Raw genomic sequence first — 24,534 nt, 5'->3', positions numbered from 1 at the left:
GCCCTCCTTAGTCAAATTTCATGCGGGTGGCTTTCAGGTTCACGATAGCCAGCGCGCCTACCAGCAGGAAGATCAGGGTGGCGATGGCCGCCGCCAGACCGAAGTCCTGACCACCGCCGCCTTCGAAGGCGATACGGTAGGTGTAGCTGACGAGCAGGTCGGTGTAGCCTGCTGGCGTGGTAGTGCCGAGACGGTCCGGACCACCGTTGGTCAACAGCTGAATCAGCACGAAGTTGTTAAAGTTAAAGGCGAAGCTGGCGATCATCAGCGGCGTCAGCGGCTTGATCAGCAGAGGAAGCGTAATCTTAAAGAAGTTCTGGAACGGGGTCGCACCGTCCATGGCCGAGGCTTCGTACAGGTCATCCGGGATCGCCTTCAGCAGCCCCATGCACAGGATCATCATGTACGGATAGCCGAGCCAGGTGTTAACGATGACGATCATGCTGCGGGCGGTGGTCGGGTCGCTGAACCACGCCGGTTTGATGCCAAACAGGCTGCTCAGCATCATGTTGATCTCACCAAAGCTCTGGTTGAACAGCCCTTTGAAAATCAGAATCGAGATGAACGACGGTACGGCGTACGGCAGAATCAGCAGGACGCGATAGATCGCTTTGCCTTTCAGGGATTCCCACTGCACCAGGCAGGCCAGCACCATGCCCACGGCCACGGTCAGGATCACGGTGAGCACCGAGAAGACCACGGTCCAGACAAAGATAGCGAAGAACGGTTTCTGGATGCCTTCGTCGGTAAAGACGCGGGTGAAGTTGTCCCAGCCGATGGTCACGGTGTAGCCCGGGCTGAGCTTATCGTCACCCCAGTTGCCGTCGGCATTCACGGACTGGTAGAAGCCGATGTCGTTATTCGGGCGGTACTTCACGCCGGTCTGGTTGTTGGTGAGCGTGCTGTCATCGCCCAGCGTATACAGCGGGCGGGTGCCGGAGAACTGGCGCAGCGAGCTCATAATAACTTTGCTTTCGTCCGGCAGCTCGGCGGTCAGCTGGGTCAGCGCCTGACGATTCTGGGTGATGATACGCAGGTTGGCGCGTTCGCCTTCCGGCAGCGCGTCGGCTTCTTTCAGCGCCAGTTTCTGCTCGCCGCCAAATTTAAAGGCGTCGGAGACGTAGTATTTGCCCGCGGCATCGTCGGTCAGCGCCAGCTTCCACTCGTCGCCAGCAGGGTAGAGACCAAAGTTAAAGGTCTTACCGGCCTGATAGGAGCGATCCATCAGCACCTGCTGGGCACGCTCCTGAGCGAGCTGGTTGGTGCTGCTGTAGTTAGTGAAGGCGATGGCGATGGTGCAAATGAGGGGGAACAGGACAAACAGCCCCATCCCGGCCACACCCGGATAAACATAGCGCCAGGCATAGGCTTTGCGGTTAGCAAAAATATAGAGGCCGATTGAGCTTAAAATCAGCGTCATCGCGGCAAACAGGTACTCCCCCTGGGCGTACATCAAAACAACAAGGTAACCCACCAGCAAACCCAGCAGACCAATCACTGACCATTTCAGCGTGTCGCTTTGCCACCAGTGTTTCTTTTTAACGACATCCATGGGGTTCTTCCTCTACAACTGTGAAAACTTATTGTCAGGTGGCGCTCCGCTTACCTGACCTACGGTCCGAGCCGTAGTTGTAGGGCGGGTAAGCGAAGCGCCACCCGCCACTGTGACTTACTTGGTAATACGGCCCTGTGCATCTTTCAGCGCGGCATCCACGGTCTGACGACCGCTTGCTGCGTTGATGACCGCAGTACGGGTGGCATACCAGAAGGCAGCCATCTGCGGGATGTTCGGCATGATTTCGCCTTTCTCGGCGTTGCTCATGGTTGCCGCGATACGTGGATCTTTCGCCAGGGTTTCCTGGAAGGATTTCAGCGCGACAGCGCCCAGCGGTTTGTCCTTGTTAACTTCTTCCAGACCCTGATCGGTCAGCAGGTAGTTTTCGAGGAACTCTTTCGCCAGCTCTTTGTTCGGACTGGCTGCGTTGATACCGGCACTCAGCACGCCAACGAACGGTTTAGACGGCTTGCCTTTGAAGGTTGGCAGCACCGCGACGCCGTAGTTGATTTTGCTCTTGTCGATGTTGGACCACGCCCACGGACCGTTGATGGTCATCGCGGTTTCGCCCTTGTTGAAGGCCGCTTCGGCGATGGAGTAGTCGGTATCCGCGTTCATCTGTTTGTTCTTGATCAGGTCAACCAGGAAGGTCAGACCCGCTTTCGCGCCTGCGCTGTCCACGCCGACGTCTTTCACGTCGTATTTGCCGTTTTCAAACTTGAACGCATAACCGCCGTCGGCAGCAATCAGCGGCCAGGTGAAGTACGGCTCTTGCAGGTTGAACATCAGCGCGCTCTTACCTTTCGCCTTCAGCTCTTTATCCAGCGCCGGGATCTCTTCCCAGGTTTTTGGCGGGTTCGGTACCAGGTCTTTGTTGTAGATCAGGGAGAGCGATTCAACCGCAACCGGGTAAGCAATCAGCTTGCCGTTGTAACGCACGGCGTCCCAGGTGAACGGGAACAGCTTGTCCTGGAAGGCTTTATCCGGAGACACTTCCGCCAGCAGGCCAGACTGCGCGTAGCCGCCGAAACGGTCATGCGCCCAGAAGATAATGTCCGGGCCGTCGCCGGTGGCCGCAACCTGCGGGAATTTCTCTTCCAGCTTGTCCGGGTGCTCAACGGTGACTTTGATACCGGTATCTTTCTCGAATTTTTTACCCACTTCGGCCAGACCGTTATAGCCTTTGTCGCCGTTAATCCAGATTACCAGCTTACCTTCTTCAATTTTGGCGAGCGCCGGAGCGGAAATCATCATTGCTGCCAGGGCGGACAATGCGAAAACGCGTGCGCCAGTCTTGATATTCATATCTGCCATCCTTTTTGGTGATGTGCTGTGGATACATTAAGGTGGTTCAACGTCGCTCAGTCTCCTTATTTGACATCCTCTTTCCATCCTCCTGTCCCCTACGCCCCACCCCCTCTTTATGTGATCTGCGTTGCATAACTTTCAGTTATGTGTCCCAGCGCACATAAAACCGCGGTCAATTTTGCCAGTGACATCACGAATTTAGCCTCAGCCCCCTGGGCGCGCTGTCTGAGTCCACTCTCTCATCCTCCCGCCTCCTCCCCCATAAAAAAGGCTGGGGGTGGAGGATTCGCGAGGCGGCCCGATACCGCATAGTCAGCCCATATTGAATGTTTCTGTTGATGACAGGCTGTAACAAGGGAGTAGGGCATGGCGAGCGTAGAACTGCGTAACGTAACGAAAGCCTGGGGCGACGTGGTGGTATCGAAAGATATCAATCTCGATATCCAGGAAGGTGAATTCGTGGTTTTTGTTGGCCCGTCAGGCTGTGGTAAATCCACGCTGCTGCGCATGATTGCCGGTCTGGAGACCATCACCAGTGGCGATCTGATGATTGGTGATACCCGGATGAACGATATCCCGCCTGCGGAACGCGGCGTCGGGATGGTATTCCAGTCTTACGCACTTTATCCCCATCTCTCCGTTGCCGAGAACATGTCGTTCGGCCTCAAGCTGGCTGGCGCAAAAAAAGAGACCATTAACCAGCGCGTGACCCAGGTTGCCGAAGTGCTGCAGCTGGCGCACCTGCTGGAGCGTAAGCCGAAGGCGCTCTCCGGTGGTCAGCGTCAGCGTGTGGCGATTGGCCGTACGCTGGTGGCAGAGCCGCGCGTGTTCCTGCTCGATGAGCCGCTGTCGAACCTCGACGCCGCGCTGCGCGTGCAGATGCGTATTGAGATCTCCCGTCTGCACAAACGCCTTGGCCGCACCATGATTTACGTCACCCACGATCAGGTCGAAGCGATGACCCTGGCCGACAAGATTGTGGTGCTGGATGCCGGTCGCGTGGCGCAGGTCGGTAAACCGCTGGAGCTCTATCACTACCCGGCAGACCGCTTTGTTGCGGGCTTTATTGGCTCGCCAAAGATGAACTTCCTGCCGGTGAAAGTCACCGCGACCGCCATCGATCAGGTTCAGGTCGAACTGCCTAACCGCCAGCAGGTGTGGTTACCGGTAGACAGCGCGAACGTCAACGTAGGGGCCAACATGTCCCTTGGTATCCGCCCTGAGCATCTGCTGCCAAGCCACATCGCCGATGTGACTCTTGAAGGCGAGGTTCAGGTGGTTGAGCAGTTAGGTCATGAAACACAGATTCATATCCAGATCCCCGCCATTCGTCAGAACCTGGTCTACCGCCAGAACGACGTGGTGTTGGTAAAAGAGGGTGCCACATTCGCTATCGGCTTGCCGCCAGAGCGCTGCCATCTGTTCCGTGAGGATGGCACCGCATGTCGTCGGCTGCATCAGGAGCCCGGCGTTTAAGCAATCCCAATAATAAGCACGAAACCATCAGGTGAAGTGTTCAAAGAAAAGCAATGATCTCAGGAGATAGAATAATGATTACTCTGCGCAAAGTCCCTCTGGCACTCGCCATTGCGGCAGGCATCATGTCTGCCCAGGCCGGCGCTGTAGACTTTAAAGGTTATGCTCGTTCCGGCATTGGCTGGACCGGGAGTGGTGGCGAACAGCAGTGTTTCCAGGCAACAGGTGCACAAAGTAAATACCGTCTCGGTAACGAATGTGAAACCTATGCTGAGATTAAACTGGGCCAGGAAGTGTGGAAAGAGGGCGACAAGAGCTTCTACTTCGACACCAACGTAGCCTACTCCGTTGCACAGCAGAATGACTGGGAAGCGACCAGCCCGGCCTTCCGTGAAGCAAACGTGCAGGGTAAAAACCTGATCGAATGGCTGCCAGGCTCCACTATCTGGGCCGGTAAGCGCTTCTATCAGCGTCATGACGTTCACATGATCGACTTCTACTACTGGGATATCTCCGGTCCTGGTGCAGGTATCGAAAACATCGATCTGGGCTTCGGTAAACTGTCTCTGGCAGCGACCCGTTCTTCTGAGTCCGGCGGCTCTTCCGCGTTCTCAGACTTCGATACTGATGGCAACCGCGTTTACGACAATATCGTGCCAAACGACGTCTTTGACGTTCGTTTAGCGGGCATGGAAATCAACCCGGGCGGTACCCTGGAGCTGGGCGTTGACTACGGTCACACCAACATTCCTGACGACTACTACCTGCAGCCTGGCGCCTCTAAAGATGGCTGGATGTTCACCGCTGAACACACCCAGAGCATGCTGAAAGGCTTTAACAAGTTTGTGGTTCAGTACGCAACGGACTCTATGACCTCCAACGGTAAAGGTATCCCGCAGGGTGCGAGCCTGAACAACGACGGTTCTCTGATCCGCGTTCTCGACCACGGTGCGATCACCCTGGCTGACCAGTGGGATCTGATGTACGTCGGTATGTACCAGAACATCGACCGCGACAACAACAACGGTACCGAATGGTGGACCGTGGGTGTTCGTCCGATGTTCAAATGGACACCAATCATGTCCACCCTGCTGGAAGTTGGCTACGACAACGTCAAGTCTCAGAAAACTGACGACACCAACAGCCAGTACAAAATCACCCTGGCGCAACAGTGGCAGGCAGGCGACAGCATCTGGTCCCGTCCGGCTATCCGCGTCTTCGCAACCTACGCCAAGTGGGATGAGAAATGGGGTTACGCAGACAACGGTGACACTGGCTACACCTCTGGCGTAGCGTATAACGACACCTCTGCGAAAACCTTCAGCCGTGGCGACAACGATGAGTGGACCTTCGGTGCCCAGATGGAAATCTGGTGGTAATACGTAACTGACCTAAAAGAGGGGCGCAAGCCCCTCTCTTCTTAGGGTACTGCGCGCTATTGCCTGGCCAACGCAGTGCTAACGCAATCTGAGGTAATAACAATGAAAATGAAAAAAAGTCTCGTCGCGCTGTGCCTCTCTGCAGGGCTGCTGGCAAGCGTTCCAGCCGTTACCCTCGCCAGCGTCAATTTCGTACCGCAAAACACCAGCGCCGCGCCTGCTATTCCGGGAGCCGCGCTCCAGCAGCTGGTCTGGACGCCTGTTGATCAGTCCAAAGCCCAGACAACCCAACTTTCTACCGGTGGCCAGACCTTAAACGTGGCGGGGATCGCCGGTCCGGTGGCTGCCTACAGCGTGCCGGCTAACATTGGCGAAATCACTCTGACGCTGACAAGCGTTGTGGATAAACAGACCAGCGTATTTGCACCGAACGTGCTGATTCTGGACCAGAATCTGACACCATCGGCCTACTTCCCGAGCGAATACTTCACCTACCAGGAACCGGGCGTGATGAGCGCCGATCGCCTGGAAGGGGTGATGCGCCTGACGCCAGCGCTGGGCCAGCAGAAATTGTATGTGCTGGTGTTCACCACCGATAAAGATCTGCAGCAAACCACCAAACTTCTCGATCCGGCTAAAGCCTATGCCAAAGGCACCGGCAACGCCGTACCGGATATCCCGGACCCGATTGCCCGTCACGTGACGGATGGCCAGCTGAAGCTGAAAGTGTCTACCAATAACGCCTCCAGCGTGCTGGTTGGCCCACTGTTTGGCTCTTCCGGCCCGGGCCCGGTCACGGTAGGTAATACCGCCGCACCTGCACCTGTATATGCCGCACCGGCCCCAGCGCAAGCCGCCGCCCCGGTTGCCGCGCCAGCCGTTGCCCCGACTCCGGCTCCGGCGAAGAAGAGCGAGCCGGTACTGAACGATACCGAAACATACTTCAATCAGGCCATTAAACAGGCAGTCGCAAAAGGTGACGTCGATAAAGCGCTGAAACTGCTGGATGAAGCAGAGCGTTTAGGCTCAACCACTGCCCGTTCCACCTTTATCAGCAGTGTAAAAGGCAAGGGGTGACCGTCTCCCCACAGTGCTGATTTTGTCAGTAGTTTGGTGCGCCCTTCCGGGCGCACTTTTTTTGCGCGGGATGCTGCTGTTGCATCTCTGTTGCGATAATGATCGCTAACTTACGTTTGCCCGCCCTCATTGCCCGTTTCTGCGATACAATAGCTTTACGTTATGTATCGGAGAGTCTGGCATGTCACACCCCGCGCTTTTGCTCCTGCGTGCGCTGCGCTATTTCGACGAAATCCCCGCGCTGGAACCGGAGCAGCTCGACTGGCTGCTGCTGGAAGATTCCATGACCAAACGTTTTGAGCAGCAGGGCAAGAAAGTCACCGTTACCCTCATTCAGGAGGGGTTTGTCACGCCTGACGCGGTTGCGGATGAACTGCCGTTACTGCCGAAAGAGGCGCGCTACTGGCTGCGGGAGATCCTGCTGTGTGCCGACGGCGAGCCGTGGCTGGCCGGGCGCACCGTGGTGCCAGAGTCCACCCTCACCGGGCCGGAGATGGCGCTGCAGCAGATGGGCAAAACCCCGCTGGGGCGTTATCTGTTCACCTCCTCCGAGCTGACCCGTGATTTTATTGAAATTGGGCGCGATGCCGGGCTGTGGGGACGCCGTTCCCGCCTGCGCTTAAGTGGTAAACCCTTGATGCTGACCGAGCTGTTTTTACCGGCGTCACCGTTGTATTAAGAGGAAGAGAAAATGGAGTGGAGTCTGAAGCAGAACAAGCTGCTGGCGTACCACCGCCTGATGCGAACGGATAAGCCGATCGGTGCCTTATTGCTGCTGTGGCCGACCCTGTGGGCGCTGTGGGTGGCTACCCCCGGGCTGCCGCCGCTGTGGATCCTGGCGGTATTCGTGGCGGGCGTCTGGCTGATGCGTGCCGCAGGCTGTGTGGTTAACGACTATGCCGATCGCAAATTTGACGGCCACGTGAAACGCACGGCCAACCGCCCGCTACCGAGCGGCGATGTCACCGAGAAAGAGGCGCGCACGCTGTTTGTGGTGCTGGTCCTGCTCTCGTTCCTGCTGGTGTTAACCCTGAACACCATGACTATTCTGCTCTCCGTGGCAGCGCTGGCTCTGGCCTGGGTCTATCCGTTTATGAAGCGCTACACCCACCTGCCGCAGGTGGTGCTGGGTGCCGCCTTTGGCTGGTCGATTCCGATGGCGTTTGCCGCCGTCAGCGAAAGCGTGCCGCTGAGCTGCTGGCTGATGTTCCTGGCTAACATCCTCTGGGCGGTGGCTTACGACACCCAGTACGCGATGGTGGACCGCGACGACGACCTGAAGATTGGCATCAAATCGACCGCCATTCTGTTCGGTCGTCAGGACAAACTGATTATCGGGATTTTGCAGGTGGCGGTGCTGGCGCTGATGGTGGCGATTGGCTACCTGAACCAGCTTGGCGGAGCGTTCTACGCGGCGGTTGCGGCGGCGGGCGTGCTGTTTATCTACCAGCAGAAGCTGATTGCTAACCGCGAGCGTGAAGCCTGTTTTAAAGCGTTTTTGAATAACAACTATGTGGGGCTGGTGTTGTTTGTCGGGTTAGCGATAAGCTACTGGGCATAAAAAAGCCCGGTGGCGCTAGCGCTTACCGGGCCTACAGGTTCTGTATCGTAGGCCGGGTAAGGCGAAGCCGCCACCCGGCATTTTTTATGCACTACTCGCCCTGCGTCGCGCTCTCAATCGTTAAGCGCACATCTGAGGTAATCAGGTCCGCCAGCATCTGGTAAACCTTCATTGTCTCTTCCGGCTCGGCATCGCCGCTGTCACTGATATAACCCTCGTCACGCAGCGTCAACACCAGTGAACTGAAGACCGCTTTGTCGAAGAACTCCGGTGCGTTGATGCCGTGCAGCATCGACAGGCGTTGTGCCAGCGTGCGGCTCTCTTTCTCCAGCGTCCCGCGGTTGATCGACGGGTTAGCGCTCAGCAGCCAGAAGGTAATGGCGTAGCGCTGGACGGTTTCGCGTGCACCCGCTGCCAGCAGCTGCAGCGTACGCGAGTGGGCGGTGTTGATCACCAGCACGTCATCTTTCAGCGTTATCAGCCCCTGGCGAACCAGCTCTTCGATATGCTTATCCAGCACCTCTGCCAGCTCGTCGCTGTTCCAGCGCAGGAACAGTTCGGCTTTCAGCATCGGGTAGAGCGTCGTGACATTATCCAGCAGCGCCTGACGGGTGATCTGGCGATGCTGGGTTACGATGGCCGCCATCAGCGATGGCACCATCAGCATATGGGCGATGTTATTGCGGTAGTAGGTCATCAGTACCGCCTGCTCGCGCGGCAGAATGATGATATCGCCGATGGTGTCTTTCTCGACCTCGAACTTGTTCATCTGCAGGGCGTGATCGATGAGCTCGCTGGCGCTGGCGGTCGGTACCGTGGCGTCTGAGGCATAGGGCACGTTGCGCATCAGGTTCAGGTAGCAGTCGATCTGCTCGGTCAGCTGCTCGCGAGTGAGCGAACGCTGGCGCGAGGCAAGCAGGGCGGTGCAGCACAGGTTCATAGCGTTGGCCGCCCCGGCGTTGTTAATCCGCACCATCAGATCGGCAGCAATGGCGTTAACCGTCGGCGTCAGCCAGGCCGGACGCACCGCTTCGATAGGATCGATAGACTCGCGCCACTCCGGTACCCGGTTGTTAAGGTAGGTCATCAGCGGCATCGGTTCGCCGAAGTTAACATACCCCTGGCCGAGGTTACGCAGCTTGCTTAAGCCGCGCAGCATCTGCAGCAGGCTCTCTTTCTCTTTGGTAGCACCGCGCAGCTCTTTGGCGTAAGTGCCCACTTCCATCACGTGCTCGTAACCGATGTAAATCGGCACCAGGGTGATAGGGCGCGTGCCGCCGCGCAGCATCGCCTGAATGGTCATCGACAGGGTGCCGGTCTTCGGATCGAGCAGACGCCCGGTACGGGAACGGCCGCCCTCCACGAAGTACTCGACGGAATAGCCGCGGCTGAACAGCTCACCAAGGTATTCACGGAACACGGTGGAGTAGAGCTTGTTGCCTTTGAAGGTACGACGAATAAAGAACGCACCCAGACGACGGAAGATCGGGCCTGCTGGCCAGAAGTTGAGGTTAATGCCCGCCGCAATGTGCGGTGGCACCAGCCCCTGATGGTAGAGCACGTACGAGAGCAGCAGATAGTCCATGTGGCTGCGGTGGCAGGGCACGTAGACGATCTCATGGCCGTCGTGGGCCAGCTGGCGCACGCGTTCGGCGTTGTGCACGTTGATGCCCTGATAGAGACGGTTCCAGGTGAAGCTCAGGATACGGTCGCTCAGGCGGATCATCTCGTAGGAGAAGTTGGCGGCAATCTCTTCCATCAGGGCGATGGCGTTTTGCTGCGCCTTCTCATGGGAGATCTTTTTGCTGCGCGCTTCGTCTTCGACGGCACGGGCGATGGCTTTTGACGCCAGCAGTTTGTTGAACAGATCCTGGCGAGCAGGCAGGCGCGGGCCTACCGCGGCAAGACGCTGGCGGGCAAAGTGCATACGCGCCACGCGGGCCAGCTTCTGGGCGATGGTTTTATCCGTACCGTGCTCATCGGCCATGCGGCGCAGTGAAACCGACGGTGAAAAACGGACAAAGCTGTCGCGGCCCAGCCAGTTGACGGCGAAAAACTTCTGTACCCCGTTAAGCATGCGCAACGGCGGGTTCTCTTCGCCTTTGTCGCGCCCCGGGCGACGGCCAAACATCACCGATACCGGCACCATCTGCACGTCCAGCAGCGGATTGCTGCGGTGCAGGTCGAGGTAGTCATGGAACAGCTTGATCGACTCTTCTTTCGGCGTGTACCAGGTGAAAACGCGAGGACCGCCGTGGATAAAGATGTAGCGTGGCAGCAGGGTGCCATCGATCTCCAGCGGCTCCAGCGGATCCGGGAGATCGTGCGCCAGGCACTGGGCGCGCAGCGTCAGCAAGTCGGCCTTCGAGTTGTAAGGCAAAACGTACATAATAGGACGCGAGGTATCGAGTCCCAATTCCAGGGTTGGAACCGCCGGAATAGACTTGCTTTTTACCAGGACGCTTAATGGTAAATTAAGTAATTTGTAGTAAATTCGTGGCCAGCCAGACATAAACGATGTAAAGCCTCTGGTTAAAAATGCAATTGCGGCGCAAGGATAACAGAAAGCGCGCAAAATTTCTGTTGTTACCCGTCATACTTCCGGTGGCTGCGCCAGGCGCTTAAACCACCGTTTCTGACGCTATTTTCGAAGAAAGGTTTCTTTTAATGGCCAACAATACCACTGGGTTAACCCGAATCATTAAAGCTGCCGGCTATTCATGGAAAGGCATTCGTGCTGCCTGGATCAATGAAGCCGCTTTTCGCCAGGAGGGGGTTGCTGTCATCGCGGCGATTATTATTGCCTGCTGGCTGGACGTTGATCCCATCACCCGCGTACTGCTGATTGGCTCGGTGATGTTGGTGATGATAGTCGAAATTCTGAACAGCGCGATCGAGGCGGTGGTCGATCGTATTGGTAGTGACTACCACGAGCTGTCGGGGCGGGCGAAAGACATGGGCTCCGCCGCTGTGCTGATGGCGATTATCGTTGCCCTGTTTACCTGGGTCACGCTGCTTTGGGGACATTTGCGATAAGCCTTCAGAAACCGAACAAGTCTCTGGTTTTTTATGCGGTTTGTGGTTCCAAAATCACCTTTAGCTGTATATACTCACAGCATAACTGTATATACACCCAGGGGGCGGAATGAAAGCGTTAACGACCAGGCAGCAAGAGGTGTTTGATCTCATTCGGGATCATATCGGCCAGACGGGAATGCCGCCGACGCGTGCAGAAATTGCGCAGCGTCTGGGCTTCCGTTCTCCAAACGCCGCTGAAGAGCACCTTAAAGCCCTGGCGCGTAAGGGTGTGCTTGAGATTGTGTCCGGCGCTTCGCGTGGTATCCGTCTGCTGGTTGAAGCAGAAGAGGGCCTGCCGCTCGTCGGTCGCGTCGCTGCGGGGGAACCGCTGCTGGCGCAACAGCACATTGAAGGCCACTATCAGGTCGATCCTGGCATGTTCAAACCGAGCGCGGACTTCTTGCTGCGCGTCAGCGGTATGTCCATGAAGGATATTGGGATTCTGGACGGCGATCTGCTGGCGGTGCATAAAACGCAGGACGTGCGCAACGGCCAGGTCGTTGTGGCGCGCATCGATGACGAAGTCACCGTTAAGCGCCTGAAGAAACAGGGCAACACGGTGCAGCTCCTGCCGGAAAACAACGAGTTTTCCCCGATTGTTGTCGATCTGCGTGAACATAACTTCTCCATCGAAGGGCTGGCGGTAGGCGTCATCCGCAACGGTGAATGGTTATAACGTCTTCCTGACAGACTGCGGCAATGCTGCAGTCTGCTTTTCCCGTCTCTCCCGGTCATACACATGTCTCTGCTGACTGCTTCAGACAAGGCGTTATGGCGTCTTGCCCTCCCGATGATCGTCTCCAATATCAGCGTCCCTCTGCTGGGGCTGGTGGACACTGCCGTCATCGGTCATCTGGATTCTCCTGTCTATCTTGGCGGTGTCGCCATCGGCGCGACGGCGACCAGCTTCCTGTTTATGCTGCTGCTCTTTTTGCGCATGAGCACCACCGGCCTGACTGCTCAGGCGTATGGCGCCAAAGATCCGCTGCGTCTGGCCCGGGCGCTGGTGCAGCCGCTGATCCTGGCTCTCGGTGCCGGGCTGCTGATTGTGCTGCTGCGCACGCCGCTTATCGACCTGGCGCTGCATATCGTAGGCGGCAGCGAGGATGTACTGCATCAGGCGCGACGCTTCCTTGAGATCCGCTGGCTCAGCGCCCCGGCATCGCTGGCTAATCTGGTGCTGCTCGGCTGGCTGCTGGGGGTCCAGTATGCCCGCGCGCCGGTGATCCTGCTGGTGGTGGGGAACCTGCTCAATATCGTGCTGGATCTGTGGCTGGTAATGGGGCTACAGATGAACGTCCAGGGCGCTGCCCTGGCGACCGCTATCGCCGAATACGCCACTTTGCTCATAGGCCTGTGGATGGTCTGGCGGGTACTGGCCCTGCGCGGTATTTCGCTGGCGCTGCTGAAAGCGAGCTGGCGCGGGAATATCCGCAAGCTGCTGGCCCTCAATCGCGACATCATGCTGCGCTCGCTGCTGCTACAACTCTGCTTCGGGGCGCTGACGGTGCTGGGCGCGCGGCTGGGGCCGGAGATTATCGCCGTCAACGCCGTTCTGATGACGCTGTTGACCTTTACCGCCTACGCGCTGGATGGCTTTGCCTATGCGGTTGAGGCGCACTCCGGGCAGGCCTATGGCGCACGCGAAAGCGGCCAGCTGCGCGAGGTGTGGCGGGCAGCCTGCCGCCAGTCTGGTATGGTGGCGCTGGCCTTCGCCCTTGTCTATGCTCTGGCTGGCAACCAAATCGTTGCGCTGCTGACCTCTTTGCCCGAGCTGCGGGCGCTGGCGAGCCATTACCTTATCTGGCAGGTGGTTCTGCCGATGGTGGGCGTCTGGTGCTATCTGCTGGATGGCATGTTTATCGGCGCAACCCGGGGAGCCGAGATGCGCAATAGCATGGCCGTCGCGGCCGCCGGGTTTGGCCTCACGCTCTTTACCCTGCCGTGGCTCGGCAACCACGGCCTGTGGTTGGCGTTGAGCGTCTTCCTGGCCCTGCGGGGCCTGTCTCTGGCCTGGATCTGGCGGCGTCACTGGCGCAACGGCACCTGGTTTCAGTAGCGGCTTCGTCTGACGAAATGGTAAAAGATTCCGAATAACAAACCCAACGCCGCAGGCTTATCTATAATTATTATCACGTCCAGCACGAAATGAACTTCAGGACGAACTTAACCTTAACGACCGAACGAAGAGGAATCGATGATGAATAAAGACCAAGTCGGCGGTAACTGGAAGCAATTCAAAGGTAAAGTAAAAGAACAGTGGGGTGACCTGACTGACGATGACATGACCGTCATCGAAGGTAAACGTGACCAACTGGTGGGTAAAATTCAGGAACGCTATGGATACGAGAAAGACCAGGCGGAGAAAGAAGTTGGTGACTGGGAAACCCGTAACAACTACCGCTGGTAAGTAACTACTACCCGCAGGTACATGGATGTGCGCCCAGGGCGACCTTAAGGTCGCCCGTTTTTTTGTGCTCAGCGCGGCTTCTTTTTCAGCTGGATAGAGTGATCGTGTTGACAATTTTCCTGATGGCGGCAGGCCTCGACTTCAACGCAGTTGCGGCACAGGCCGTGCGCTTCAATCACATTGTGGCGCAGGGCAAAGCCCATCTTCGCCGCCAGAGTATGCATAATATCTTCCACCCCTTCGGCACCTTCTTCCTTCACGCTGCCGCAGCGATCGCAGATAAACATCGCTGAGGTGTGGGTCGGCTGATCGAACAGGTGACACAGCACGTAGCTGTTGGTCGATTCCACCTTATGCACAAAGCCCTGCTCAAGTAAAAAATCGAGCGCCCGATAAACGGTTGGAGGCTTCGCCTGCGGCTCGCTTTCGCGCAGCAGGTCGAGCAGATCGTAGGCGCTGATGGCCCCGTTCTGCAGGCTCAACAGACGCAACACTTCAAGGCGCTGCGGAGTCAGGCGCACATTGCGTTGCGCGCAGAGCTTTTCGGCTTGCGCTAACAGTGCCTGCATTGTGGTCGTTTCCATTTTGCACCTCGAATAACGTGGAATGAGAAACCCTCACTTTATCATGTTCTGGTCCAAACGCCGAGATCCACCGGGTATGCTATACCTGACGAAAACCCGCAGGAGAATAAAACCATGAAAAGACCTGACTGCATTCGACACTGGCGCGACGTCGAAGGCCCGGACAACTCCACCTATCCCGACAGCACAGAGCATTTTTCCATTGGTGCGCCGCTGGCCCGCGCGCTGGGGCTCAGCCGTCTCGGTATCCACCACGAACGTCTGCCGCCGGGACGTCGCACCTCTTATCCGCATGCCGAAAGCGATGAAGAAGAATTTATCTTTGTACTGGAGGGTTATCCTGAAGCCTGGATCAACGGTTATTTATGGAAACTTGAACCGGGAGACAGCGTGGGATTTCCGGCCGGAACGGGCGTCTGCCACACCTTTATTAATAACACCACGGAAGAAGTGCGGTTATTAGTCGTGGGCGAAGCGAATAAAAAATATAACCGAATTTATTATCCGCTGAATGCGGTATATGCCGCTACCCGGGAAGATCGCTGGATAGATCATCCGCCACAATTTTTTGGTCCTCATGATGGAAAACCAGGGCGAAATTAATTTCTTGTTCTATACCTACTTAAAGCCATAAGGAAATCAACAGCTTAATCTAATACGAAAGTTTAAGATATATTCGGCTCCTAATACTTTTTTCACAGAGGACGTATTCCCCTGCGCGGCATATAGCCGCGGGGGTTAATTCACCCAAAATAAGTCAGGTGTCCTGTGAAAATAAAATTCAAACTTTCTGTGGCTGGAATTGCCACCACCTTTCTATTGGCTAATCAGGCTGGAGCAGCCAATACCTGGACGGAAGCACGTGGTGATGCAATGGGCGGGACAGGCGTTGCGTCGGCGCATTATAGCAGCGGGGTATTAATTAATCCGGCCCTGCTGGCAAAGTCGAAAGATGAGGATGATATTGCGGTTATTTTCCCCTCGGTGGGGGCGCAAATAAGCGATAAAGATAATTTGCAGGATAAGATCGACGAAATCAGCGATGAGATCAGCGAGGATCGGCAGATGATCGACGATCTCACCGTGGCGGGGATCCTGGCCGATCCTCAGGGAACGCTCAGGGAGCTGCAGGGGGCTGCAGGCAACCTGGCCGACCAGCTGGAGTTTCTCGAAGGTAAAACCGCCCATGCCAACGCAGGGGGTGGGATAGCCGTCAGTATACCGGGCTCGGGACTGTCGATGGCGTTTGTCGCCAAGGCCAATGCCCACGGGCGGGTCAGCTCGGAGATCGATCGGCAGGATATCGATTTTTTGCGCCGACTGCAGGGTAGCCCGGTGATGACTAACCAGATGGCGTTGGGAGCGGCGCGAAACGGCAGTGACGTGATTACCCGCAATCTTAACTCTGTCGCCATGGGCCGGGGGGCTATCGTCTCCGACTACGGTGTGGCAATCGCCCGTCAGTTTGAATTCAACGACCTGCCGGTTTCGGTGGGCGTGACGCCAAAGCTGCAGCAAACCTGGCTCTGGAACTACACCACCTCCATTTATACCTACGACAGCAGCGACTTTAGCAGCAGCCGCTACCGTAATGACGATACCAGCTTTAACGTCGATGTCGGCGTCGCGGTGGACTTCGGTGAAAACTGGACGGTGGGCCTGAGCGGGCAAAACCTCTTCTCGCGTGATATCGATACCAAAGACATCCGCATTCTCAACGGTCGTACCGGGCAGGAGGTGAGCTATCAGGACACCTACCAGATCCGCCCTCTGGTCACGGCCGGCGTGGCCTGGCACACCGGACTGCTCACCCTCAGCGCCGATGGCGATCTGACCGAAACCAAAGGCTTCAAAAGTGAAGATAATTCTCAGTACGTCGGCGTGGGGGCGGAAATCACCCCGCTGGGCTGGCTGGCGGTGCGCGGCGGCTTTCGCGCTGACGTGAGGGGCAACGACAGTAACGTCTTTACCGGCGGTTTAGGCTTTGCGCCCTTTAATACGGTCCATATCGATCTGACCGGCATTTACGGCGAAGACGAAACCTGGGGCGCCGGAGCGCAGTTCAGCGTGACCTTCTGACGGGATCCGGAGGCGCTCTGCCTCCGGCGAAGTATGTGCTATAGTAGCGCCCCATTTTCACCAGATGCTTAAAACTTCGCCATGTCGTCAGAAAACTCGTCCATCTACCCAGCCCACCGTTTTTCCATCGCGCCGATGCTCGACTGGACAGACAGACATTGCCGCTACTTCCTGCGCCAGCTGTCGCGCCACACCCTGCTCTATACCGAGATGGTGACCACCGGGGCAATTATTCATGGCAAGGGCGACTATCTCGCCTACAGCGAAGAGGAGCATCCGGTGGCGTTGCAGTTGGGCGGCAGCGATCCGGGCGCGCTGGCGCACTGCGCGAAGCTGGCAGAGGAGCGGGGTTACGACGAGATCAACCTTAACGTCGGCTGTCCTTCCGACCGCGTGCAGAACGGCATGTTTGGCGCCTGCCTGATGGGTAATGCGCAGCTGGTGGCCGACTGCGTGAAAGCGATGCGCGACGTGGTCTCCATTCCGGTGACGGTCAAAACCCGTATCGGCATCGACGACCAGGACAGCTACGAGTTTCTCTGTGATTTCATCGGCACGGTGGCCGGGAAGGGCGAGTGCGAGATGTTTATCATTCATGCCCGTAAAGCCTGGCTCTCTGGCCTGAGCCCGAAAGAGAACCGTGAGATCCCGCCTCTGGACTACCCCCGCGTCTATCAGCTGAAGCGTGATTTCCCGCAGCTGACGATGTCCATCAACGGCGGCATCAAGTCGCTGGAAGAGGCAAAAGCGCACCTGCAGCATATGGATGGCGTGATGGTGGGCCGTGAGGCGTACCAGAATCCGGGCGTGCTGGCGGCGGTGGACCGTGAAATCTTTGGTATGGATGTTGCCGATCGCGATCCGGTGGCGGTGGTACGGGCGATGTACCCTTACATCGAGCGCGAGCTGAGCAACGGAACCTATCTGGGCCATATCACCCGCCATATGCTGGGCCTGTTCCAGGGTATACCGGGCGCGCGCCAGTGGCGACGTTACCTGAGTGAAAATGCCCATAAAGCGGGTGCCGATATTGAAGTGCTGGAGCAGGCGCTGCGTCTGGTGGCAGACAAGCGATAATTTTCACCAAAAATTCGTCAAATTCACCACGCCCGGCACCGCATCGCCGGGCGTTTTACTTTCATATCAATAACTTATTTTTGGCATGGATCTTGTAATGGTCGTAGCAGCGTATCGTTGTGATGCATTTGGGGAGAGAGCCATGCTGGAACTACTTTTTGTGATTGGATTTTTTGTCATGCTGTTGGCAACCGGCGTCTCGCTGTTAGGGATCATTGCCGCACTGGTGGTCGCCACCGTGGTGATGTTTATCGGGGGATTGTTTGCCCTGATGCTGAAACTGTTGCCGTGGCTGCTGCTGGCAGTGGCGGTGGTGTGGGCGATACGGGCGATTAAATCGCCAAAACTCCCACGCTATCAGCGCAATAACCGTTTTCGTTACTAAGGTATTGAGCGGTTCGTCACATCCTTGCAACTTTTACGGTAGCATTCCTTAGAACAGAATAGGATTTAGTTATCGAATCTGTCACTATGACCGCCGTTAAAGAATTCATCGAGCTGTACCCTACATACAGCCGAACAAAAAAAGAAAAGAAAAGGGCTTCCTTCGGGAAGCCCAATTTCTTATTGGAGTCAGGGGATCAGTAAACTCGACCCCTGTGTCGCCCGGCTCTCCAGCACTTCATGCGCGCGTTGCGCATCGCTCAGCGGATACTTCTGCGCCTCTGCCACATCCACCTTAATCACCCCGCTGGCAATCAGCGAGAACAGCTCGTTGCTGGCCTCAACCAGTTCGTCGTGGTTGGTGATATAGCCCTGCAGCGAAGGGCGGGTGGCGAACAGCGAACCCTTCTGGTTCAGAATGCCAAGGTTCACCCCGGTCACTGGGCCGGAGGCGTTGCCGAAGCTGACCATCAGCCCGCGGCGTTGCAGACAGTCCAGCGAGGCTTCCCAGGTGTCTTTCCCCACCGAGTCATACACCACGCGCACCTTCTTGCCGCTGGTGATCTCTTTCACGCGTTCGACAATGCTCTCTTCGCGGTAGTTAATCACCTGCCAGGCGCCCGCCTGCAGCGCGCGCTGGGCCTTTTGCGCATTGCCGACCGTACCGATCAGTTTTGCCCCCAGCGCTTTGGCCCACTGGCAGGCGATCAGGCCCACACCACCGGCGGCGGCGTGGAACAAAAACTGTTCGTCAGGTTTGATCTCGTAGGTTTTGCGCAGCAGGTAGAAGACCGTCAGCCCCTTCAGGAAGGAGGCAGCTGCCTGCTCATACGAGATGGCGCCGGGCAGGATCGCGGCTTTGTCTGCCGGGACGTTGTGAACGGAGCTGTAGGCCCCGAGAGCAGATTGCGCATACACCACGCGATCGCCCTCTTTAATATGTTTTACCGCGCTGCCGACTTTAACCACCACGCCCGCCGCCTCGGTGCCCAGACCGCTTGGCAGAGCAGGGGGCGGATAGAGCCCGCTGCGGATGTAGGTGTCGATATAGTTAATACCAATGGCTTTGTTTTCGACCTGGATTTCGTTATCACCAGGCGCGGCAGGCGTGAACTCTACTGCCCTGAGAACGTCCGGGCCGCCGTGCTTATGAAATTCAATACGCGTTGCCATGCTCCCTCCATTAGAATTAGAAAATATGGTAATCTTTCGACCCACTCTCTATCTCGGTAACTCCATTCACTATGGCAGGAAACAAACCCTTCAACAAACAGACTGAACCCCGCGAACGCGATCCGCAGTTAGCCGGGTTAAAAGTCCCGCCGCACTCGATTGAAGCGGAACAGTCGGTGTTGGGCGGTTTAATGCTGGATAACGAGCGCTGGGACGACGTCGCCGAGCGCGTGGTCACCGACGATTTCTATACCCGTCCGCACCGCCATATCTTTACCGAAATGGCGCGACTGCAGGAATCCGGCAGCCCCATCGACCTGATCACGCTCGCGGAATCGCTGGAGCGTCAGGGGCAACTGGAGTCAGTCGGCGGCTTTGCCTATCTGGCTGAACTGTCGAAAAACACGCCAAGTGCGGCGAACATCAGCGCCTATGCCGATATCGTGCGCGAACGTGCGGTCGTGCGCGACATGATCTCCGTTGCCAACGAAATCGCCGAGGCCGGTTTCGATCCCCAGGGCCGAAACAGCGATGAACTGCTCGACCTGGCTGAATCCCGGGTGTTTAAAATCGCCGAAAGCCGTGCCAATAAGGACGAAGGGCCGAAGAACATCGCCGAAGTGCTGGACGCCACCGTCTCTCGTATCGAGCAGTTGTTCCAGCAACCGCATGACGGCGTGACCGGGGTTAACACCGGCTATGACGATCTGAATAAAAAGACCGCCGGCTTGCAGCCCTCGGATCTGATTATCGTCGCCGCGCGTCCGTCGATGGGTAAAACGACATTTGCGATGAACCTCGTCGAAAACGCGGCGATGTTGCAGGATAAGCCGGTACTCATCTTTAGTCTGGAGATGCCCTCCGAGCAGATCATGATGCGTTCTCTGGCCTCGCTGTCGCGCGTGGACCAGACCCGGATCCGTACCGGCCAGCTGGACGACGAAGACTGGGCGCGGATCTCCGGCACCATGGGCATTCTGCTGGAAAAACGGAACATCTATATCGATGACTCCTCCGGCCTGACGCCAACGGAAGTGCGCTCCCGCGCGCGCCGTATTGCCCGTGAACATGGCGGCATTGGCCTTATCATGATCGACTACCTTCAGCTGATGCGCGTCCCGTCACTCTCTGACAACCGTACGCTGGAGATCGCCGAAATCTCCCGCTCGCTGAAAGCGCTGGCGAAAGAGCTGCAGGTACCGGTCGTGGCGCTGTCGCAGCTTAACCGCTCCCTGGAACAGCGCGCCGACAAGCGTCCGGTCAACTCCGACCTGCGTGAATCCGGCTCCATCGAGCAGGATGCCGACTTGATCATGTTCATCTACCGTGACGAGGTTTATCACGAGAACAGCGACCTGAAAGGTATCGCGGAAATTATTATCGGTAAGCAGCGTAACGGCCCAATCGGTACGGTGCGTCTGACCTTTAACGGACAGTGGTCGCGCTTTGATAATTATGCGGGCCCGCAGTACGACGACGAATAACTCTCTGACATTCTTTTAACAAGGAATTGCAATGCAAGCGGCAACTGTAGTCATTAACCGCCGCGCTCTGCGACACAACCTGCAACGCCTGCGTGAACTGGCGCCCGCCAGTAAACTGGTTGCAGTCGTGAAAGCGAACGCTTACGGACACGGTCTCATCGAGACCGCGCGAACGCTCCCCGATGCCGACGCCTTTGGCGTCGCCCGTCTCGAAGAAGCCCTGCGCCTGCGCGAAGGGGGAATCACCCAGCCGATCCTGCTGCTCGAAGGCTTCTTTAATGCCGCCGATCTGCCGACCATTGCAGCGCAACAGCTGCATACCGCCGTGCATAATATGGAGCAGCTCGAGGCGCTGGAAAACGCGGCGCTCAGCGAGCCCGTTACCGTGTGGATGAAGCTCGACACCGGCATGCACCGTCTGGGCGTGCGCCCGGAGCAGGCTGAGGCGTTTTATCAGCGCTTGAGCCAGTGCAAAAACGTTCGCCAGCCGGTCAATATCGTCAGCCATTTTGCCCGCGCCGATGAGCCCGAATGCGGTGCCACCGAGCAGCAGCTCGATATCTTCAACACCTTCTGCGAAGGCAAGCCGGGAATGCGCTCTATCGCGGCATCCGGCGGCATTTTGCTCTGGCCGCAGTCCCATTTCGACTGGGCGCGTCCGGGCATTATTCTCTATGGCGTCTCGCCGCTGGAGGGGAAACCCTGGGGGCCTGATTTCGGTTTTCAGCCGGTGATGTCGCTCACCTCGAGCCTGATTGCGGTGCGCGAGCATAAAGCCGGGGAACCGGTTGGTTACGGCGGTACCTGGATCAGCGAGCGCGACACCCGGCTGGGCGTAGTGGCGATGGGCTACGGCGACGGCTATCCCCGCGCGGCACCATCCGGTACCCCGGTGCTGGTGAATGGTCGGGAAGTCACCATCGTTGGGCGCGTGGCGATGGACATGATCTGTGTTGACCTTGGGCCAGAGGCGCAGGAGAAAGCGGGCGATCCGGTGACCCTGTGGGGGGAAGGTTTACCCGTCGAGCGGATCGCAGAAATCACAAAAGTAAGTGCTTACGAACTTATCACGCGACTGACGTCGCGGGTCGCGATGCACTATCTCGACTGATGGCTATGTTCCCTCTCCCCTGTGGGGGAGGGTCAGGGTGAGGGGAAACAGACCGCACCGCAGGTTCTGTCGCCCACACCCCATCTTCCTTAACATCCTCTCGATCTTCTGCCGCTTCCGGTTTATTGTTGAATTCCCTGCCTCATTATTATCCGGAGAACCATCGCGTGTTCCAGAAAGTCGACGCCTATGCTGGCGACCCCATCCTCTCCTTAATGGAGCGTTTCAAAGAAGATCCGCGCAGCGATAAAGTTAACCTCAGCATCGGTCTTTACTACAACGAAGCGGGCATTATTCCGCAGCTGCAGGCGGTGGCCAAGGCCGAAGCGCGTCTGAACGCCACGCCGCACGGCGCGTCGCTCTATCTGCCGATGGAAGGGCTTAACAGCTACCGTCACACCATTGCCCCGCTGCTGTTTGGTGCAGACCATCCGGTGCTGGCACAGAAGCGTGTCGCCACTATCCAGACCCTGGGCGGCTCCGGCGCGCTGAAAGTCGGTGCCGACTTCCTGCACAAATATTTTCCGGAATCCGGCGTCTGGGTAAGCGATCCGACCTGGGAAAACCATGTTGCCATCTTTGAAGGCGCAGGTTTCACGGTGAACACCTATCCGTGGTTCGACGACCAGACCAACGGCGTGCGCGTGGCCGCGCTGCTGGAAAAACTGAACACCCTGCCGGAGCGCAGCATTGTGCTGCTCCATCCGTGCTGCCATAACCCGACCGGGGCCGACCTGACTAACGATCAGTGGGATGCGGTTATCGAGGTGCTGAAAGCCCGCAACCTGATCCCGTTCCTCGACATTGCCTATCAGGGCTTTGGCGCCGGGATGGAAGAGGATGCCTACGCCATTCGCGCCATCGCCAGCGCAGGCCTGCCGGCGCTGGTCAGCAACTCCTTCTCCAAAATTTTCTCGCTGTACGGCGAACGTGTCGGTGGCCTGTCCGTGGTCTGCGAAGATCAGGAAGCCGCCGGGCGCGTGCTCGGCCAGCTGAAAGCCACCGTACGCCGCATCTACTCCAGCCCGCCAAACTTTGGTGCGCAGGTGGTGGCGACCGTACTGGGCGATGACGAACTCAAAGCCGAGTGGCTGGCAGAGGTGGAAGCGATGCGTACCCGCATTCTGGCCATGCGTCAGACGCTGGTGGATGTGCTGAAAGACGCCGTTCCGGGGCACAATTTCGACTACCTGCTGCAGCAGCGCGGCATGTTCAGCTATACCGGCTTCAGCGCGCAGCAGGTGGATCGCCTGCGCGAGGAGTTTGGCGTCTATCTGATAGCCAGCGGGCGTATGTGCGTTGCCGGCCTGAACAGCAGCAACGTTCAGCGCGTGGCGAAGGCCTTTGCTGCTGTAATGTAAGCACTTACTCACGGCCTCCTTCCTTCAGTGAAGGAGGCCGTAATGGGTCAAACCGCGCGTTGTGATACTCCTCTTTTATTGCGGCTTAGATAAAAATTCTTCTTTCATTCCCCTCCCTCAGCGGTTATTTTCGATGAGGTTTTGACCATCCATTCAAAATAAAATAACGGTTTGAATATTCAGGGGAAAATATGCGCAAGATCACACTGGCGCTCAGCGCTGCCTGCTTATTGCTCTCGCTCAGTCATCCGGTCGCGGCTCGTCCCTCTTCACCTCCACCGTTATATCCCGGCACGACCGTTGCCCGACTGGCTGAGCAGGCCCCCATTCATTGGGTTTCCATCGCGCAAATTGAGAACAGCCTGACGGGCCGCCCGCCCATGTCGGTGGGGTTTGATATTGATGACACCGTGTTGTTCTCCAGCCCCGGCTTCTGGCGGGGTAAAAAAACCTGGTCACCGGATAGCGAGGATTACCTGAAAAACCCGGCCTTCTGGCAGCAGATGAACAACGGCTGGGATGAGTTCAGCATTCCCAAAGAGGTTGCCCGGGCGCTGATTGCCCTTCATCTGAAGCGCGGCGACAACATCTGGTTTATTACCGGGCGTCATCCCACTAAAACCGAAACCCTCACCAAAACCCTGCAGCAGGCTTTTCTGATCCCTGCGGCGCAGATGAATCCGGTGATTTTTGCCGGGGAGAAGTCCGGCAAGAATAACAAAACCCCGTGGATCGAACAGAAACAGATCAAGATTTACTACGGCGATGCGGATAGCGACATTACTGCCGCCCGCGAAGCCGGGGCCAGAGGTATTCGGGTGCTGCGCGCCTCCAACTCAACGTATAAACCGCTGCCGCAGGCGGGGGCGTTTGGGGAAGAGGTGATCGTTAATTCAGAATACTGAATGCCTGTTTGGTGCAGGAAAGAACACTTTTTAAGCAGATTTACCCGCTACGGGTTTTACCTTTCGTCGTATTGCTGCACACTTAGAAGGATTATCCTGCAAAACGGAGCAGCACATGTGGTATCAGCAAACCCTGACCCTGCGCGCCAGGTCTCGCGGTTTTCATCTGGTGACGGACGAGGTCATTGGACAGATCCGCGATCTTCCCCGCATCAACGTCGGTTTACTGCATCTGTTGCTGCAACACACGTCAGCCTCTCTCACGCTTAATGAGAATTGCGATCCTACCGTCCGTTCCGATATGGAACAGCATTTTCTCAAATCCGTTCCCGATAATGCCCGCTGGGAACATGATGACGAGGGGCCAGACGACATGCCTTCCCATATTAAATCCTCCATGCTGGGCGTCTCTTTGCTGCTGCCGGTGAATCACGGGCGCGTGCAGCTCGGCACCTGGCAGGGGATCTGGCTGGGAGAACATCGTATCCACGGCGGGTCGCGCAAAATCATCGCCACGCTACAAGGGGAATAA

Annotated in this window: 23 protein-coding genes; 18 read left to right on the top strand and 5 right to left on the bottom strand. The window is 57.2% G+C overall.

Translation table 11 applies throughout. From position 1 onward, the window contains the following. Positions 1-7: 7 nt before the first annotated feature. Positions 8-1,552 carry a maltose ABC transporter permease MalF gene (malF, locus tag ACOYA6_RS15630; protein WP_039031924.1) on the bottom strand — a complete coding sequence of 515 codons (1,545 nt, stop codon included), beginning with the start codon at positions 1,550-1,552 and terminating at the stop codon, positions 8-10. A 117-nt stretch (positions 1,553-1,669) separates the two neighbouring features. Next, positions 1,670-2,860 carry a maltose/maltodextrin ABC transporter substrate-binding protein MalE gene (gene malE / locus ACOYA6_RS15625; RefSeq protein WP_039031925.1) on the bottom strand — a complete coding sequence of 397 codons (1,191 nt, stop codon included), beginning with the start codon at positions 2,858-2,860 and terminating at the stop codon, positions 1,670-1,672. A gap of 369 nt (positions 2,861-3,229) precedes the next feature. On the opposite strand from malE, the gene malK reads away from it, so the two are divergent. The 5 genes from malK (at position 3,230) to ubiA (ending at position 8,356) form a co-directional block, all read left to right on the top strand. Continuing rightward, a complete protein-coding gene (gene malK, locus ACOYA6_RS15620) occupies positions 3,230-4,339 on the top strand; it encodes a maltose/maltodextrin ABC transporter ATP-binding protein MalK (RefSeq protein WP_039031926.1) in 1,110 nt (369 codons plus the stop codon). A gap of 71 nt (positions 4,340-4,410) precedes the next feature. Then, the gene (locus ACOYA6_RS15615; RefSeq protein ID WP_138370158.1) at positions 4,411-5,718 is read left to right on the top strand and encodes a maltoporin; all 1,308 of its coding nucleotides are present in this window, start codon (positions 4,411-4,413) and stop codon (positions 5,716-5,718) included. A gap of 102 nt (positions 5,719-5,820) precedes the next feature. Then, complete coding sequence (malM, locus tag ACOYA6_RS15610) at positions 5,821-6,795, top strand: maltose operon protein MalM (protein ID WP_138370020.1); 975 nt, start codon at positions 5,821-5,823, stop codon at positions 6,793-6,795. Between the two features lie 181 nt (positions 6,796-6,976). Then, positions 6,977-7,474, top strand: coding sequence for a chorismate lyase (gene ubiC / locus ACOYA6_RS15605; RefSeq protein ID WP_039031929.1), 498 nt, complete (start codon positions 6,977-6,979; stop codon positions 7,472-7,474). A gap of 12 nt (positions 7,475-7,486) precedes the next feature. Continuing rightward, positions 7,487-8,356 carry a 4-hydroxybenzoate octaprenyltransferase gene (gene ubiA / locus ACOYA6_RS15600; RefSeq protein ID WP_039031930.1) on the top strand — a complete coding sequence of 290 codons (870 nt, stop codon included), beginning with the start codon at positions 7,487-7,489 and terminating at the stop codon, positions 8,354-8,356. A gap of 91 nt (positions 8,357-8,447) precedes the next feature. On the opposite strand, the gene plsB is transcribed toward ubiA, so the two are convergent. Next, entirely contained in the window at positions 8,448-10,868 is a 2,421-nt protein-coding gene (gene plsB, locus ACOYA6_RS15595; RefSeq protein ID WP_138370022.1) for a glycerol-3-phosphate 1-O-acyltransferase PlsB, read from the bottom strand. Between the two features lie 155 nt (positions 10,869-11,023). Between plsB and ACOYA6_RS15590 the strand changes: the two genes are divergently transcribed. The 4 genes from ACOYA6_RS15590 to ACOYA6_RS15575 all read left to right on the top strand — a co-directional run bounded on the left by ACOYA6_RS15590 (position 11,024) and on the right by ACOYA6_RS15575 (position 13,844). Next, positions 11,024-11,392: a diacylglycerol kinase gene (locus ACOYA6_RS15590; protein WP_039031932.1), complete on the top strand. Its 369-nt coding sequence runs from the start codon at positions 11,024-11,026 to the stop codon at positions 11,390-11,392. Between the two features lie 109 nt (positions 11,393-11,501). Next, a complete protein-coding gene (gene lexA / locus ACOYA6_RS15585) occupies positions 11,502-12,110 on the top strand; it encodes a transcriptional repressor LexA (RefSeq protein WP_039031933.1) in 609 nt (202 codons plus the stop codon). Positions 12,111-12,173: 63 nt separating this feature from the next. Then, entirely contained in the window at positions 12,174-13,493 is a 1,320-nt protein-coding gene (gene dinF / locus ACOYA6_RS15580) for an MATE family efflux transporter DinF (protein WP_139563986.1), read from the top strand. 141 nt (positions 13,494-13,634) lie between these two features. After that, positions 13,635-13,844: a CsbD family protein gene (locus tag ACOYA6_RS15575; protein ID WP_032615972.1), complete on the top strand. Its 210-nt coding sequence runs from the start codon at positions 13,635-13,637 to the stop codon at positions 13,842-13,844. Positions 13,845-13,912: 68 nt separating this feature from the next. Here the strand turns inward: ACOYA6_RS15575 and zur are convergent, their stop codons facing one another. Then, the gene (gene zur / locus ACOYA6_RS15570; protein ID WP_039031935.1) at positions 13,913-14,428 is read right to left on the bottom strand and encodes a zinc uptake transcriptional repressor Zur; all 516 of its coding nucleotides are present in this window, start codon (positions 14,426-14,428) and stop codon (positions 13,913-13,915) included. Between the two features lie 114 nt (positions 14,429-14,542). Between zur and ACOYA6_RS15565 the strand changes: the two genes are divergently transcribed. The 4 genes from ACOYA6_RS15565 (at position 14,543) to pspG (ending at position 17,969) form a co-directional block, all read left to right on the top strand. Then, the gene (locus ACOYA6_RS15565; RefSeq protein ID WP_039031936.1) at positions 14,543-15,031 is read left to right on the top strand and encodes a cupin domain-containing protein; all 489 of its coding nucleotides are present in this window, start codon (positions 14,543-14,545) and stop codon (positions 15,029-15,031) included. Between the two features lie 165 nt (positions 15,032-15,196). Beyond that, positions 15,197-16,507 (top strand): conjugal transfer protein TraF, encoded by a 1,311-nt coding sequence (locus ACOYA6_RS15560; protein ID WP_039031937.1) that lies wholly within the window; start codon positions 15,197-15,199, stop codon positions 16,505-16,507. A gap of 81 nt (positions 16,508-16,588) precedes the next feature. Further along, positions 16,589-17,584, top strand: a complete 996-nt coding sequence (dusA, locus tag ACOYA6_RS15555; protein WP_422654964.1) for a tRNA dihydrouridine(20/20a) synthase DusA — start codon at positions 16,589-16,591, stop codon at positions 17,582-17,584. A 142-nt stretch (positions 17,585-17,726) separates the two neighbouring features. Beyond that, a complete protein-coding gene (gene pspG, locus ACOYA6_RS15550; RefSeq protein WP_039031939.1) occupies positions 17,727-17,969 on the top strand; it encodes an envelope stress response protein PspG in 243 nt (80 codons plus the stop codon). Between the two features lie 188 nt (positions 17,970-18,157). Here pspG and ACOYA6_RS15545 read toward each other — a convergent pair whose 3' ends face one another. Further along, positions 18,158-19,141 carry a quinone oxidoreductase gene (locus ACOYA6_RS15545; RefSeq protein WP_422654963.1) on the bottom strand — a complete coding sequence of 328 codons (984 nt, stop codon included), beginning with the start codon at positions 19,139-19,141 and terminating at the stop codon, positions 18,158-18,160. A gap of 71 nt (positions 19,142-19,212) precedes the next feature. Here ACOYA6_RS15545 and dnaB point away from each other — a divergent pair, with 71 nt between their 5' ends. The 5 genes from dnaB (at position 19,213) to ACOYA6_RS15520 (ending at position 24,534) form a co-directional block, all read left to right on the top strand. Then, positions 19,213-20,625 carry a replicative DNA helicase gene (gene dnaB, locus ACOYA6_RS15540; protein ID WP_032615986.1) on the top strand — a complete coding sequence of 471 codons (1,413 nt, stop codon included), beginning with the start codon at positions 19,213-19,215 and terminating at the stop codon, positions 20,623-20,625. A gap of 31 nt (positions 20,626-20,656) precedes the next feature. Next, on the top strand, positions 20,657-21,736 hold the full coding sequence (gene alr / locus ACOYA6_RS15535; RefSeq protein WP_039031941.1) for an alanine racemase: 1,080 nt from the start codon (positions 20,657-20,659) through the stop codon (positions 21,734-21,736). A 167-nt stretch (positions 21,737-21,903) separates the two neighbouring features. Further along, positions 21,904-23,097 carry an aromatic amino acid transaminase gene (gene tyrB, locus ACOYA6_RS15530; protein WP_138370028.1) on the top strand — a complete coding sequence of 398 codons (1,194 nt, stop codon included), beginning with the start codon at positions 21,904-21,906 and terminating at the stop codon, positions 23,095-23,097. 191 nt (positions 23,098-23,288) lie between these two features. Then, on the top strand, positions 23,289-24,002 hold the full coding sequence (aphA, locus tag ACOYA6_RS15525; protein WP_039031943.1) for an acid phosphatase AphA: 714 nt from the start codon (positions 23,289-23,291) through the stop codon (positions 24,000-24,002). Between the two features lie 115 nt (positions 24,003-24,117). Next, a complete protein-coding gene (locus tag ACOYA6_RS15520) occupies positions 24,118-24,534 on the top strand; it encodes a secondary thiamine-phosphate synthase enzyme YjbQ (protein ID WP_138370029.1) in 417 nt (138 codons plus the stop codon).

It is taken from the genome of Leclercia barmai (assembly GCF_049312895.1).
Lineage (GTDB): Bacteria > Pseudomonadota > Gammaproteobacteria > Enterobacterales > Enterobacteriaceae > Enterobacter > Enterobacter barmai.
The sequence above is the reverse complement of the archived record's forward strand: the minus strand, read 5'-3'. Positions and strand labels throughout refer to the sequence as shown.

Excerpts from the sequence above, each read along its gene's own strand:
- ACOYA6_RS15575 (WP_032615972.1), top strand. The coding sequence starts at position 13,635 with ATGAATAAAGACCAAGTCGGCGGTAACTGGAAGCAATTCAAAGGTAAA.
- zur (WP_039031935.1), bottom strand. The coding sequence starts at position 14,428 with ATGGAAACGACCACAATGCAGGCACTGTTAGCGCAAGCCGAAAAGCTC.
- ubiC (WP_039031929.1), top strand. The coding sequence starts at position 6,977 with ATGTCACACCCCGCGCTTTTGCTCCTGCGTGCGCTGCGCTATTTCGAC.
- dnaB (WP_032615986.1), top strand. The coding sequence starts at position 19,213 with ATGGCAGGAAACAAACCCTTCAACAAACAGACTGAACCCCGCGAACGC.
- dusA (WP_422654964.1), top strand. The coding sequence starts at position 16,589 with ATGTCGTCAGAAAACTCGTCCATCTACCCAGCCCACCGTTTTTCCATC.
- alr (WP_039031941.1), top strand. The coding sequence starts at position 20,657 with ATGCAAGCGGCAACTGTAGTCATTAACCGCCGCGCTCTGCGACACAAC.
- plsB (WP_138370022.1), bottom strand. The coding sequence starts at position 10,868 with ATGTCTGGCTGGCCACGAATTTACTACAAATTACTTAATTTACCATTA.
- malE (WP_039031925.1), bottom strand. The coding sequence starts at position 2,860 with ATGAATATCAAGACTGGCGCACGCGTTTTCGCATTGTCCGCCCTGGCA.
- ACOYA6_RS15565 (WP_039031936.1), top strand. The coding sequence starts at position 14,543 with ATGAAAAGACCTGACTGCATTCGACACTGGCGCGACGTCGAAGGCCCG.
- ACOYA6_RS15520 (WP_138370029.1), top strand. The coding sequence starts at position 24,118 with ATGTGGTATCAGCAAACCCTGACCCTGCGCGCCAGGTCTCGCGGTTTT.
- ubiA (WP_039031930.1), top strand. The coding sequence starts at position 7,487 with ATGGAGTGGAGTCTGAAGCAGAACAAGCTGCTGGCGTACCACCGCCTG.
- lexA (WP_039031933.1), top strand. The coding sequence starts at position 11,502 with ATGAAAGCGTTAACGACCAGGCAGCAAGAGGTGTTTGATCTCATTCGG.
- ACOYA6_RS15545 (WP_422654963.1), bottom strand. The coding sequence starts at position 19,141 with ATGGCAACGCGTATTGAATTTCATAAGCACGGCGGCCCGGACGTTCTC.
- malK (WP_039031926.1), top strand. The coding sequence starts at position 3,230 with ATGGCGAGCGTAGAACTGCGTAACGTAACGAAAGCCTGGGGCGACGTG.
- dinF (WP_139563986.1), top strand. The coding sequence starts at position 12,174 with ATGTCTCTGCTGACTGCTTCAGACAAGGCGTTATGGCGTCTTGCCCTC.
- malF (WP_039031924.1), bottom strand. The coding sequence starts at position 1,552 with ATGGATGTCGTTAAAAAGAAACACTGGTGGCAAAGCGACACGCTGAAA.
- pspG (WP_039031939.1), top strand. The coding sequence starts at position 17,727 with ATGCTGGAACTACTTTTTGTGATTGGATTTTTTGTCATGCTGTTGGCA.
- ACOYA6_RS15590 (WP_039031932.1), top strand. The coding sequence starts at position 11,024 with ATGGCCAACAATACCACTGGGTTAACCCGAATCATTAAAGCTGCCGGC.
- aphA (WP_039031943.1), top strand. The coding sequence starts at position 23,289 with ATGCGCAAGATCACACTGGCGCTCAGCGCTGCCTGCTTATTGCTCTCG.
- malM (WP_138370020.1), top strand. The coding sequence starts at position 5,821 with ATGAAAATGAAAAAAAGTCTCGTCGCGCTGTGCCTCTCTGCAGGGCTG.